The organism is Leptospira sp. B5-022, from assembly GCF_000347035.1.
Taxonomy (GTDB): domain Bacteria; phylum Spirochaetota; class Leptospiria; order Leptospirales; family Leptospiraceae; genus Leptospira_B; species Leptospira_B cinconiae.
In genome coordinates this window covers 74,260-87,500 of record NZ_ANIJ01000038.1, presented here as the reverse complement: position 1 = coordinate 87,500, position 13,241 = coordinate 74,260, and the positions used below count along the sequence as shown (strand labels likewise).

The 13,241-nt window shown below is 41.6% G+C and carries 11 protein-coding genes (1 of these 11 running past the window's edge); 5 read left to right on the top strand and 6 right to left on the bottom strand.

From position 1 onward, the window contains the following. Nucleotides 1-5, bottom strand: the 5' end (the start) of a protein-coding gene (locus tag LEP1GSC192_RS19820; protein WP_157186921.1) for a hypothetical protein. 565 nt of this gene lie to the left of the window's left edge; 5 of the gene's 570 nt are visible here — the first part of the coding sequence; its start codon is at nt 3-5; its stop codon lies beyond the left edge, outside the window. A 657-nt stretch (nt 6-662) separates the two neighbouring features. Then, complete coding sequence (locus tag LEP1GSC192_RS15710; protein WP_020770957.1) at nt 663-1,577, bottom strand: NAD(P)/FAD-dependent oxidoreductase; 915 nt, start codon at nt 1,575-1,577, stop codon at nt 663-665. Between the two features lie 147 nt (nt 1,578-1,724). Between LEP1GSC192_RS15710 and LEP1GSC192_RS15705 the strand changes: the two genes are divergently transcribed. The 3 genes from LEP1GSC192_RS15705 to LEP1GSC192_RS15695 all read left to right on the top strand — a co-directional run bounded on the left by LEP1GSC192_RS15705 (nt 1,725) and on the right by LEP1GSC192_RS15695 (nt 6,634). Continuing rightward, nucleotides 1,725-2,642 carry a LysR family transcriptional regulator gene (locus tag LEP1GSC192_RS15705; RefSeq protein WP_020770924.1) on the top strand — a complete coding sequence of 306 codons (918 nt, stop codon included), beginning with the start codon at nt 1,725-1,727 and terminating at the stop codon, nt 2,640-2,642. A 297-nt stretch (nt 2,643-2,939) separates the two neighbouring features. Continuing rightward, complete coding sequence (locus tag LEP1GSC192_RS15700; protein WP_020770926.1) at nt 2,940-6,176, top strand: carboxyl transferase domain-containing protein; 3,237 nt, start codon at nt 2,940-2,942, stop codon at nt 6,174-6,176. Nucleotides 6,177-6,274: 98 nt separating this feature from the next. Beyond that, nucleotides 6,275-6,634, top strand: a complete 360-nt coding sequence (locus tag LEP1GSC192_RS15695) for a hypothetical protein (RefSeq protein WP_020770928.1) — start codon at nt 6,275-6,277, stop codon at nt 6,632-6,634. A 78-nt stretch (nt 6,635-6,712) separates the two neighbouring features. Here LEP1GSC192_RS15695 and LEP1GSC192_RS15690 read toward each other — a convergent pair whose 3' ends face one another. The 4 genes from LEP1GSC192_RS15690 to LEP1GSC192_RS15675 form a co-directional block, all read right to left on the bottom strand. Then, a complete protein-coding gene (locus LEP1GSC192_RS15690) occupies nt 6,713-7,786 on the bottom strand; it encodes a sulfate/molybdate ABC transporter ATP-binding protein (RefSeq protein WP_020770942.1) in 1,074 nt (357 codons plus the stop codon). Nucleotides 7,787-7,795: 9 nt separating this feature from the next. Continuing rightward, the gene (cysW, locus tag LEP1GSC192_RS15685; protein WP_020770969.1) at nt 7,796-8,680 is read right to left on the bottom strand and encodes a sulfate ABC transporter permease subunit CysW; all 885 of its coding nucleotides are present in this window, start codon (nt 8,678-8,680) and stop codon (nt 7,796-7,798) included. Further along, complete coding sequence (gene cysT / locus LEP1GSC192_RS15680; protein WP_020770967.1) at nt 8,677-9,504, bottom strand: sulfate ABC transporter permease subunit CysT; 828 nt, start codon at nt 9,502-9,504, stop codon at nt 8,677-8,679. Before cysT ends, cysW begins: the two co-directional genes overlap by 4 nt. Nucleotides 9,505-9,614: 110 nt before the next feature. Further along, nucleotides 9,615-10,664, bottom strand: a complete 1,050-nt coding sequence (locus LEP1GSC192_RS15675) for a sulfate ABC transporter substrate-binding protein (RefSeq protein ID WP_020770963.1) — start codon at nt 10,662-10,664, stop codon at nt 9,615-9,617. 192 nt (nt 10,665-10,856) lie between these two features. Between LEP1GSC192_RS15675 and LEP1GSC192_RS15670 the strand changes: the two genes are divergently transcribed. Then, the gene (locus LEP1GSC192_RS15670) at nt 10,857-12,902 is read left to right on the top strand and encodes a PP2C family protein-serine/threonine phosphatase (RefSeq protein ID WP_232421054.1); all 2,046 of its coding nucleotides are present in this window, start codon (nt 10,857-10,859) and stop codon (nt 12,900-12,902) included. A gap of 147 nt (nt 12,903-13,049) precedes the next feature. Next, a complete protein-coding gene (locus tag LEP1GSC192_RS20160) occupies nt 13,050-13,184 on the top strand; it encodes a hypothetical protein (RefSeq protein WP_008589440.1) in 135 nt (44 codons plus the stop codon). Nucleotides 13,185-13,241 lie beyond the last annotated feature (57 nt).

Genomic DNA, 13,241 nt, shown 5'->3' with positions numbered 1-13,241 from the left:
TTCATACTTCGATATCGCCCGGTTTGCGGAATAAAAACTTCCTTCGAAAATTGATTCGGAGCGGGAAGGTGGTTAGTACCGGTATCCAAACCTTTTTCGGAATATAAAATAATATCCAAATCGGGAAACCAAATACCGTTTTTTAAATCTTTGATTTCCTCAAATGGCAAAGTCTCCGCCGAAGGAGATGAGGATAGATCACAAGTGGATGATAGTGAAGATGAAATATCTGCATAAGAATAGCCGAAATAGTTCGGTCCCAAAGACTGAATCGGTGTGCAGACGGACGATCGATCCGTATATTTGAATTTTCTATCAGTTTTAATATAAAAGCCGGTTTTATAAGAAACAAATAGTTCACTTTTAGACCTTTTTATTTCAGTGATTTCATAGGCGCTTTCGGATAAATAAGGGATCGCAATACGTTGTGCATTTAAATCCCCGTCGTGTCGGACAAAAGTCGCTGCCGTAAAACAGTTCCAATAGAGGACACATAAAAATAATATCGGAAATCTTTTCATATTTTACCCGGCCTTAGCATGATAGAAAAAATTTCAGCAGCAATCCGACTTTATGGAAGAAAAAATTTATTCTTTTTCGGAAAATCGCTGCTTTCGCGTTATTTCAAATTAACAAAAATGTTCACATCTCTACCGGACAATCTATTCTAAGAGTTTCTCACTCAGCAATTCATGAACGACCCCTGCCGCTGCCATTCCTCCCGATGCAGCAGCTAATAGAACAGAATGAGCTCCGCTCGCATTATCCCCGCAGGCATAAACTCCGTCCACACTCGTTTTTCCTTTTTCTCCAACTTTATAGAATCCGAACTGATCTTTTTCGCAGCCTAGTTCTTCTCCGATTTGCGATTTCAATTTATATGGAAAAGACGGAAGCGAATAAAGAGCATCCCTTTCCACTTTATGACCGTTTTCCAAGATCACAACTTTCAGTTTTTCTCCCTCGTAAACGAAATCTGTGATCTTGTCTTCAATGAGCGGGATCTTTTTTTTATTCAGTAAATTTATTTGTTCTTCCTTAAGATCCGCTTTTCCATTCGTAAAAACGATCAGTTCGGATGCAAGATCGTATATGAGAGGTAACATATACATTAACATATCGCCGTTCCCGATCAGGCCTAATTTGGAGCCTCTGACTTCGAACCCATGGCAATAAGGACAATGAAAAATAGACTTGCCCCAGAGCTCCTTATAACCTCGGATCGGGAGTTCTTTATCTTCTACTCCGTATGCAAGAATGACTTTTTTAAAATGAAACGTTTGATCAGAGGATAATCTGGCAATGAAGCCGGATCCGGATCTTTCAACCGAAAGGACACTTCCTTCGAAAAAGCCGATCGTATTATATTTTTCTAAATCTTTTTTTACTAATTTCCTCCATTCCGCCGGATGGATCCCGTCCCGAGTCGGAAAATTATTCAGGTGAGAAGAGGCGGCATTTCTCGGGCGACTATCGTCGCAAACCAGAGTGGTCCTACTCATTCTACCTAATGCTAAAGCGGCACTTAGACCTGCGGGACCTCCGCCAATGATCAACACTTCATGATCGAATTTCATTTTTGACCTCCTTGAAGATCTTTTGATAATAATTATTGGGATTTTACCATCCTCTAAACTGTAAATACATTTGGCGGAAATTCGTATTTTTTTCGCTTTATTCCGAAATTAGTTGATTTATTGATACTGAATAGGTATCAATCATATATGGATTTGTCTAAATTGAGATCTTTCATAGTGGTAGCCGAAGAATTGAACTTCAGGAAAAGTGCGGAAATTTTAGGTATGTCCCAGCCCCCTCTAACTCGATTGATCTCCTCCTTTGAAGAGGAACTTTCCACCAAATTATTCGAGAGATCCACAAGACATGTGAAACTTACCGGGGCAGGAGTATATCTCTTAAAAGAAGGCAGAGAGATCGTTGCAAGGGCTGAAAAAATTGAAAAAGAGGTTCGTTCTATCGGTAAACTGAAAGCAGGGGGACTAAACATCGGGTTTTCTACCACTACGTTTATGGCTAGTTTGCCTCAGATCATTAACGCGTTTCAGGACCGTTTTCCAAGGATCAAATTACAACTTCAGCAGGAAACGCGTAATAGGATCATCAAGGGTTTGAAGTCTGCGCAATTCGATATTTGTTTTTTAGAAGGAGAAGTTTCGGATCCTCGTTTGGAAAAACATCCTGTCCACGATGAAGTACTCGGTGTATTGGTTCCTAAAAAACATCCACTTGCAAAAAGAGAAGAGATCGAATTTAAAGAATTAAAGGACGAAACCGTTATATTACATCCCAAAAAGGACTCGGGAAGTTTTTACGATACCATCTCTTCTCTTTTTAAACAAAGCGGGATCAAACCTAAAGTTTATATCAAGAATGAAAGAGAAAGTTGTCCCATTTTAGTCGCTACAGGTAAAGGGGTTTCTTTGACTATCCTGGGCGCACAAAATTTCGCTCCTGCGGAGACTAAATTTGTTCCGATCAAACAGTTATATTTGCCGGTTTCCGTTTTTTACGTACCCGAAAATCAAAATCCTTCCTTAAAAACTTTTTTGAGTTTTGTGTTGGAAAGTAGTTTTATAAAAAATAAACATGCCGAATGCCTCATGGACGTACTGAGGCTCTGATATTATTACGTCCTAGTACTATCTTTTTTTATCCTCTGCTTTTAAACATTTCACTCCAAACTTCCGTTTTTCGAAGGACCTACCTTTTTGAAATTTTCGGGACAACCTTAATTAAAACCGCTTCGATCGAGTATTCTCTTACTTTCGATTATGTGTCTCATATATCGGAATAAAAATCGTTATTATGGAAAATGATTTATGTGAATATGCGATATATTATGAACTCTTTCAAAATTTAGAGGGGGCTTGGAAACTGGATGACCTTAGGGACTTTTCGTTTAAAACGTCCTCCAAATTATGAAATTATCGAAATTATTAATAGCGAACCGGGGAGAAATTACCATTCGGATCGCAAGGGCTGCTTCCAGTTTAGGAGTTCCTACAATTTCCATCTATTCGGAAGACGATTCTAATTCCAGGCATAGATTAGCGACTGATGTTTCGATTCCTCTGAAAGGAAGAGGGGTTAAGGCATACTTAGATCAGGAAGAAATACTTTCCATTGCAAAAAGAGAAGGTTGCGACTCCATTCATCCGGGATACGGATTTTTAAGTGAGAATTCCCAATTTGCAAAAAGATGTGAAGACGCAAAAATCAAATTTGTCGGTCCAGATCCCATCACTTTGGAGATCTTAGGAGATAAATTAAGAGCGGTACTACTCGCAGAATCTTTAGGAGTTCCCACCTTGCCAGGACTTCGCAAGGTGATCGATCTGAAAGAAGCAAAGGAATTCTATTCCAAAAACGGAATATTTCTTTTAAAGGCGATCGCTGGAGGAGGCGGAAGAGGTATCCGTATCATTAATAGTACGGAAGAATTAGAGGCAAAGTTCAAAAATTGTTCGGAAGAAGCCCTACATTCTTTCGGGAATCCTAATTTGTATGCGGAAAAATATCTTCCTGTCGCAAGGCATGTGGAAGTTCAGATTTTAGGAGACGGTTCAGGAAAGATCCTCCATTTTTGGGACAGAGATTGTTCTCTCCAACGAAAAAACCAAAAATTATTAGAGATCGCTCCCGCTCCTTTTTTAGATCCGAAACTCAGGGATAGGATCATCTCTTATTCTTTGCTGATGGCTTCCCATCTTTCTTATAAAAGTTTAGGCACCTTCGAATTTTTGATCAGTCCTAAATCCGAGATATATTTCATAGAAAGTAATCCTAGATTACAGGTAGAGCATACGATCACGGAAGAGATCACTGGAGTGGACCTTGTACAAGCTCAGTTGGAGGTCGCTTCGGGAAAATCTTTCCGGGAGATTGGATTAGAAGAAAGGAATATAGATCTTCCCAAAACGTATGCAATTCAGATCCGGATCAATTCGGAGACCTGGGACCAAAAAGGGGAGATTATACCTTCTTCCGGAAAAATCAAAGTATTCGAACCCAGTTTCGGGCCAGGGATCAGAGTGGACAGTTCAGCATATTCAGGTTATGAGGTAGGTCCTAATTTCGATTCTTTACTTGCAAAATTAATCGTTCATTCTAAAAGCCTTGAATTTTCCAAACTCATTTATTCAGCTTACCGCGCATTATCCGAATTTAGGATAGAAGGTGTTAAAACGAATCTTCCTCTTTTACTGAACTTATTTAAAAGAAAAGAACTCGAAACGTATTCTGTATGGACAAAGTTCCTGGAGGAGAATATCGGAGAGCTTCTCATTTCCACTCAAGAAGATCATAAAAAATTTAATTTTGAATCGGAGCAGAATGTTGATTTAGAAAATTCTAAAATACAAGAAGAGGTTCCCGAGGGATTGATCGCTTTCCATTCTCCCATGACAGGGAACCTTATCGAAATTTATTACAAAGAAGGGGAGCTAATTCGAAAAGGAGAAAAGATTGCACTTCTTTCTTCCATGAAGATGGAACATCTACTACATTCGGAGACTACCGGAATTATAGAAAGGGTTTTGATCGCACCCGGGAAGGTCGTATCCGAAGGTGAAACATTGATTTGGATCCGGCCTGAAGATTTGGAACATTCTTCGCTCCTTCCGGCGGAAGAGATCGATCCGGACAAAATCCGTCCGGATCTGAAAGAAGTCTTAGATCGTTTACTTTTGAATGAAGACATATCCAGACCCCAAGCGGTTTCAAAACGCCATAAAAGAGGACAAAGGACCGCCAGAGAGAATGTGGCGGATCTTTGTGATACCGGAAGTTTTATCGAATACGGAAGTCTTGCAATCGCGGCCCAAAGGAGAAGAAGGTCCTTAGAAGAGTTGATCAAACTGAGTCCTGCAGACGGACTAATCGTAGGACTTGGAACAGTGAACGCAGAATTATTCGATTCTCATTTGGCAAGAATTTCCGTACTCGCTTACGATTATACGGTCTTTATGGGAACGCAAGGTGCCATGAATCATAAAAAGACGGATCGATTTTTGGAAATGGTAGAAAGCCAAAAACTTCCTCTTGTTTTTTTTACGGAAGGTGGGGGTGGTCGTCCAGGAGAAGTCGATGTGCCTGCGGTTGCCGGTTTGGATTTATATACTTTTCGAACATACGCAGATTTAAAAGGAAAAAGCCTTAGGATCGCGATCGCTTCCGGTAGATGTTTCGCTGGAAATGCCGCCTTGTTCGGTGCAAGCGATATCAGGATCGCAACGGAAGATTCTAATATAGGAATGGGCGGCCCTGTAATGGTGAAAGGAGGAGGTCTCGGCAATTTTTCCGCGGAAGAGATCGGTCCTGCAGAGACACAAACCAAAAACGGGTTGATAGACATATTGGTGAAAAATGAAGAAGAGGCAGTCTTTACTGCAAAAAAAGTTCTCTCATATTTTCAGGGAAATATCAAAAAATTTGAATATAGGGACCAAAAAATACTAAGGACTCTCATTCCGGAAAACCGTTTGAGGTCCTACGAAATTCGTTCCGTAATATCTTCTTTGGCAGATACGGATTCCGTTCTGGAGTTTAGGAAGGATTTTGCAAAGGGGATCGTTACTTCGCTTATTCGAATAGAAGGTAAACCATTAGGTTTGATCGCGAATAATCCTACTCATTTGGGCGGGGCAATCGATGCGGAAGGGGCCGAGAAGGCCTCCGAATTCGCCGCCTTCTGCGATCTGAACAAGCTTCCTATATTATTTCTTTGTGATACTCCCGGCTTTATGGTCGGGCCGGAAGCCGAGAAGAAAGGACTTGTCCGTAAAGCTGCCAAATTTTTCGAAGCGGGCGCCTCATTACAAGTGCCGGTGTTTACTATCGTTCTTAGGAAAGGATACGGTTTGGGCGCGATGGCAATGGCAGCCGGCAGTTTTCATTCTCCTGTATTTACGATCTCCTGGCCGACTGGAGAATTCGGGGCAATGGGTATAGAAGGTGAAATTAGAACGGGATATCAAAAAGAACTCGCAGAAATCAAGGATTGGAAAGAGAGACAAATTTTATTCGAACGTTTGATCAAAGAGGCGTATGAAAGAGGAAAGGCTATCAATATGGCTTCCTATCTGGAAATAGATGCGGTGATCGACCCGGTGGAATCCAGAAAATGGATCGTAAGAGGTTATAATTCCTGTATTTAAACAGATTCCATTTGGAAATAAATGTTTTCTGAACCCCTGTAAAAATCTTGATTAGATCGGGATCTGTGCTTTTATTTTCCACTCACATGGGGGTATTCATGTTTAGAAATCCGAAAGCTAAAATTATAGCTTTATTTACCGTGATCGCTTTGACCGTTTCCTTCTCGTATTTGAGCGCTCAAACTTTGAATGTTTACGGGACTTATAAAGTAACGGGTACAAATCCTAATGGAAGCAAATATAAAGGAAGTGTAACGATTACTTTGAATGAGGATGGATCCTATAATTTTGAATGGTCCGTAGGAAATAGTTTTTCCGGAACAGGTACTTTGAGCGGAAACACTTTAACGGTGGATTGGGGTGATACACATCCTGTGATCTACACCGTAAAGAATGGAGGAAATAGATTGGAAGGTACCTGGGGGAACGGGACAGGCACCGAGATCCTAACCAAATGAGAGAAACTTTAATCCAAAAAAAATCCCCGTTGCGTTAATACGGGGATTTTTTTACGATTCTTTTCCAATGTTTTCCGACTATATCGAAAAATCTTCCATATATTCCACATACACTTTCGCTTTTCTGATCCTGAGATACACGGTTTCGCCAGGTAGCAGATTTAACTCTTTAAAAGTAGATTGGTCCAGTAATGACTCGATCAAAGTTCCGGAATCTAAACGTTTCAATTCTATCCGTACGTTTCTACCTGTAGAATGGATGTATTGGATCTCCGCAGGTATTCCTTGGGAAGAAGATCTGGAAATTTCCACATCGTATGGTCTAACGTAGGCAACCCCTTCCTTGTCTACCACGTCGGAATGTTCCGGAGTTTCCACATTTAGATCTCCGATCTTTGCGGTCCCTTCGTGGATCCTTCCATGAAATAAGTTTACATCTCCTAAAAAGTGGAAAACGAAAGGAGTTTTCGGTTTATTATACACCTCGTCGGGAGTGCCGATCTGTTCTATCTTTCCTGATCTTAAAATTACGATGGAGTCACTGACTTCTAATGCTTCTTCCTGGTCGTGAGTCACGAATACACTTGTGATATGGATCTCGTCGTGTAGCCTTCTAAGCCAGGTGCGTAATTCTTTTCTGACCTTTGCATCCAAAGCTCCGAAAGGTTCGTCCAAAAGTAAAAACTTAGGTTCTATCGCCAGGGCCCTTGCCAAGGCCACCCTTTGTCTTTGCCCTCCGGATAATTCAAAAGGAAATCTTGCATGGAAGTTTTCCAACTGGACCAATTTCAAAAGTTGGAATACTTTTTCCCGGATCTCTTCTTTGGAAGGTCTTATCGATCTTGGGCGTACTTTTAGGCCGAATGCGATATTTTCAAAAATCGTCATATGCCTAAAGAGCGCATAATGTTGGAATACGAATCCTACCCCTCTGTCCTTTGAATTTTTGGATTTGGATCTTTCCCCATTGAATAATACTTCTCCCTCGTCAGGGGTGTCTAAGCCTGCGATAATCCTAAGAAGTGTGGTCTTGCCGCTTCCGGAAGGTCCTAATAATGCGACTAAATTTCCCTGCGGGATGGTTAAGTCCACTTGATCCAAGGCCTGGAATTTTCCGAATCGTTTGCTCACATTACGAATTTCAATAGACATTCTATTCTCCTAAGATTTGGAAACCTGAACGTTTGTATTTTTTTCTTTTCCAAGACCTGTGCTTTCCGGGATCTCTAAATCTTCTTTTCTATGAAGATTTCTCTCTAAGATGGTTTTTAGAAGTAAGGTAAGTAGGGAAAGGAACACAAGTACAGAAGCGGCAGAAAATGCTCCTACCGAATTATACTCATTGTATAACATTTCGATCTGTAAAGGTAATGTATTTGTTTTCCCACGGATATGTCCTGAAAGAACGGAAACCGCACCGAATTCTCCCATGGCTCTCGCATTACATAGGATAAGTCCGTACAAGAGTCCCCATTTGATATTCGGGATGATTATTTTAATGAATGTTTGGTATAGAGATGCTCCGAGTAAGATACCGGCTTCCTCTTCCTCTTTTCCCTGGCTTTGCATGAGTGGAATAAGCTCCCTCGCAACGAACGGGAGTGTGATAAATACGGTTGCGATCACAAGTCCCGGGGTATTAAATACGATCTTTATATTCCATTCTTCTAATATATCTCCCATCCAACCTTGCTTTCCGAAAAGTAATAGGAAGATCAGACCCGAGATAACCGGCGAGACCGCAAATGGAGAATCTATAATGGTAAGTAGAATATTTTTTCCGGGGAATTCGAACCTGGTCAAAAGGAATGCGGCGATCAATCCGAATGCGGTATTTAAAGGAACAGCAATCCCTGCTACCTTCAATGTCATCAACATCGCGGAGATGGTATCGCTATCCTGCAATCCCTGGAAATATGCTTCCCAACCCTGGGCGAAGGCTTCTAAGAATACCACCGTAATCGGCAGGATCAGAATGATGAATGCAAGAAGAAGGACCGCAACGATCAAAGTTATGCGGATCCAAACGGACTCTCTTTCTTTCATCCCAGTCTCCTGGAGGCTCTGGTTTGCAGGTAATTGATCCCGAACATGATAGTAAAGGAGAGAACTAACATCAATACTGCGATCCCGGTTGCCTTTGCGTATTCGTATTGCTCTAATTTTGTGACAATGAGCAAGGGAAGGATTTCCGTTTTGCCCGGAATGTTCCCCGAGATAAAAACGACTGATCCGTATTCTCCTATCCCTCTTGCAAATGCCATACTGGTCCCTGCGAGTAAGGAAGGAACTAATTCAGGTAGGATAACCTTAGTGAAAGTTTGGAGTCTGTTGGCCCCTAGACAATACGCGCTCTCTTCCAGTTCTTTAGGAAGATCTTCCAGAATGGGTTGGACGGTCCTGACAACGAATGGAAATCCGATAAATACTAATGCGATCACGATACCGATCGGAGTGTAAGCGATCTGGATCCCATACGGTGTCAGATATTTTCCGATAAAACCGTTGGGAGCATAAATTGTGGTCAACGCGATCCCTGCCACCGCCGTAGGAAGAGTGAATGGAAGATCTACAAGTGAATCCAAGATCTTTTTGCCGGGAAAATCGTATCTCACCAAAACCCAGGCGAATAAAAATCCTACGAATAGATTAATGACTGCTGCAACTCCTCCCGCTCCAAAACTTAAAAGCAGAGCCTGCTGGATCCGATCCTCTGAAAAAACTTCCCAGAGCCCGGAAACACCTAAGGTCGCAGATTTAAAAAATAATGCGGATAATGGAATGATGACTAGGCAGCTCAGGTAGAAGGTTGTGAGTCCTAAAGACAGACCGAAGCTTGTTTTCGAATAGGGACGGAAAATCAATTTCAAACGGGAAACCCTCCCGAGTCGATTCTTGAGAAACACCCTATTTCGTCAAACCAAGAGCCACTGGACGGTGGCTCTCTTTTTGTATATGAGTTTCAAGTTTACGTTTCTGCTTATTTCTTTGCTTCGCCGTAGATGGAGTCAAAAAGACCTCCGTCAGCGAAATGTTTTTTATGAGCTGCTGCCCAGGAACCTTCTATACTCCTCACATCGAATAATTGGAGTTTTGGGAATTTAGCAACATTCGCTTTAAGGACGGCAGCATCGTTCGGACGGAAAAAATGTTTTGCGATGATTTCTTGGCCTTCCTTCGTATATAAAAAATCTAAGTAAGCTTTTGCTAAGTCTTTGGTTCCTTTTTTAGCTACCACTTTTTCCACGATTGCAACAGGAGTTTCCGCAAGAATACTCGTGCTTGGATAAACGACTTCGAATGCCGCTACACCCCCGTTTGCTTTTCTGGACTCGGAGAGAGCAAGTTCCGCTTCATTTTCCCAAGCAAGAAGAACATCACCGATCCCTCTTTGGACAAATGTAGTTGTGGATCCTCTGGCACCCGTATCCAAAACGGAGGTGTTCTTATAGAGATTTTTAACGAACTCGATCGCTTTTTCTTCCGTTTTGTATTTTTTCTTTGCGAAACCCCAAGCTGCCAAATAGTTCCAGCGAGCTCCTCCGGAAGTTTTAGGATTTGGAGTGATCACTCCGATCCCCGGTTTTACGACATCCTCCCAATCTTTGATCGCCTTAGGATTTCCCTTTCTGACTAAGAAAACGATAGTAGAATAGTATGGAGTAGAATGGTTTGGGAATGCCTTCTCCCAATCTTTGGAAACGGATCCGCCATTCGTGACAATACTATCGATATCATAAGCAAGCGCAAGAGTGACTACATCCGCTTCTAATCCGTCGATTACCGCCCTCGCTTGTTTTCCGGATCCACCGTGGGATTGTTGGATGGTAAGGTCTTTGCCGGACTTCTTCTTCCAAGACTCTACGAACTTTTTGTTAATTTCTTCGTAGAGTTCTCTGGTTGGGTCGAATGAAACGTTTAACAGGGTATCGCTCGCATACGCAGATAAGGAGAAGATACCGGTTAAAGCCAGAGCGCCAATTCCTTTGGCAATTGACTGTAGTATAGAATGAGTAGATTTTACTTTCATAAGGTTCACTTTTACGTCCCTTTCAACGGAAACTCGGAATTTTTATCCAATAAATTAGATATTTATCCGTTATAGTCGGAATTGCTTTCTTTTTGTCAAGAATGGTTTTATATTTTAGGATATTTTTTTCCTATTTTGAACGCTTTTTTGATTCAATCCTTCAGAATTCGTTTAAAGCGGATTTTCCTCCAAATGAAAAAGGTATTCACCCTCTTAACTTTAAGCTTTCTACAATTCCTTTTCTCGGGATGTAACGATTCTACTTCGAAAGTAGAACATCCTGTAATTGTACAAGGAACTATGGAGTTCAAGAATTATGATCTGGAGGAACAAGGACCAATTCTTCTTTCCGGGTTATGGAAATTCAGATGGTTGTATTGGAAAAGTTCCGGTTTAGAGAGCCAAAATTCCTACGAAATAGTCAGTATCCCTTCTTCTTGGAACGGAAAGAACGGAGCAAGACTTGGAGAAGGTTACGGAACCTATGAACTTAATGTAAAATTAAATCGAAATTACGGGGAACTCGCGTTTATCCTACAGGAGCAAAGTTCTTCTTACTTTTTGTATGTGAACGGCAAACTTTTAGCCTCTTGCGGAGAAGTAGAATTTCCTTCCAATTCGGATATCACCATTTTCGAAGTCCGACCAGCCTGGTGTAATAAGCTCGTAAAATTCACTCCGGAGGGAGAAGAGCTGCAAATAGATATGCAGATCGCAAACAGGGATCATAGACTGGGAGGATTTTGGGCTCCGATCCGATTCGGAACATCTTCCAGTCTGGAGAAAACCTGGAATGCGGAAAGATTTCTGGATCTATTCTTAGCGGGAGGACTTTTCTGTATAGGTTTACTCCATCTAATTTACGCGATTGTGAGAAGGGGAGAAGCGGCCTCGATGTATTTCGGGACGTATTGTGTGATCATGGCGGCACGGGGACTTTTTTCCGGGACCAGGATCATTTCAGAATATCTTGATTTTCTAAAATATCATCATTATGTCAGGATTGAATACGTTACATTCTATCTAGCCATTCCTGTTTTTTTAAGTTATATACTTTCCGTCTTTCCTCGGGAATTAAAACGAATACTCGTGGATCTGGTCTGGTGGATAGCAGTCGGAGCCTGCATCGTAGTCTTAGTATTCCCTGTCAGGATATTCACGTTCACCATCACAGTTTATTACTTGGTGGCTTTTCTTGCAGGCACACTCGGATTATTCTCTCTTACTAAGGCCGCTTTAAGAAGAAGAAAGGGGGCTCTTATAATTCTCGCCGGTTTCGTATTCGTGTATGCCGCAATGATCCACGATATTTTATATGCGACCTTCTATCTGGATACCGGATATTTTACGAATATAGGGGCGTTCGTATTCATAGTGGCACAGTCCGTATTCTTATCCATCAGAAGTTCCGAAAGTTTGGATAGACTTTTAGACCTTTCCAGAAATTTGGAAAGGAGGGTGGAAGAAAGGACTAAACAACTTAGAAATGCGCTTCGTCTCATCCAAAACGATTTGAATGTCGCAAGAGAGATCCAAAAGGGACTCTTAAATCTGGAGGAAACGGCAGAAAAAAAGATCGGTAAAATCAAATTTGGGATCTGGCATAAACCTTTGGCGGAAGTAGGAGGTGACCTTTATGATATTACCGAATTGCCGGACGGAAAGCTCCGTATTTTTTTAGCGGATGCTCCAGGTCACGGAATACAAGCCGCCCTCATTACGATCCTGATCCGAAACATTTACGAAGACCTTAGATTAAAAGAAGAAAGTCCAGGAAAGCTGCTCTCTGCGATCAGCTCTCAGTTTTACGGAAAGTATGGAAATGTGTCCACATTCTTCTCCGCATCCATTTTAGAAATTTCTCCGGACGGAAAAAAACTCACACTTTCTTTGGCAGGATCTCCTCCAGTCTTAATCCGAAATAAGGACGAAGAGCATGTGGTCGAATGTGAAAATCCGTTAGTGGGTCTTTTGGAAAATTTTCATTTTGAGGATAAGGAGGTCCTGCTCACTCCAGGTTTTCGAATCCTTTGTTTTACCGACGGACTTACGGAATCTTCCAGACTGCCCGGAGATTTTTACGGGATAGAAAGAGTATTGGCTACGGTCCGAACTGGAGACTCTCAAAGTTTAGAAGAATTATTAAGAGACATACAAGACGATCTGCTTAGATTTTTAGGAAGTTCGGAGCCTAAGGACGATATACTAATCTTGGGAATGGAAGACCAACGTTCCTAAATCGGTAAAACAATTTCTTCTTTCGGGAAAGTGGGATCGTTTTCTAGTTTTATTGTATTGCACCCCGAAAATCATGGTTAGAGAGAAGGTGAACGGGTCCAAACTTTTCGGAATGGATCCCGAAATCGTTACCTTGTAGAGGACCCTATGGCATTCAAGCTCGACGGGGCAAAATTCCCCACCTTGGAAGAGTTGATTACGGCTCTGTATCCATTGTATGCGGACAAGATGAGCGAAGCTGAATTTAGAAAGTATGTTCAGGAGAATGTAAAAGAGGAATAGTATTCCTCTTTTTTCCCCGATCCTCAAGGGCAGATCCTTCCCGCGTAAATCCTGTTT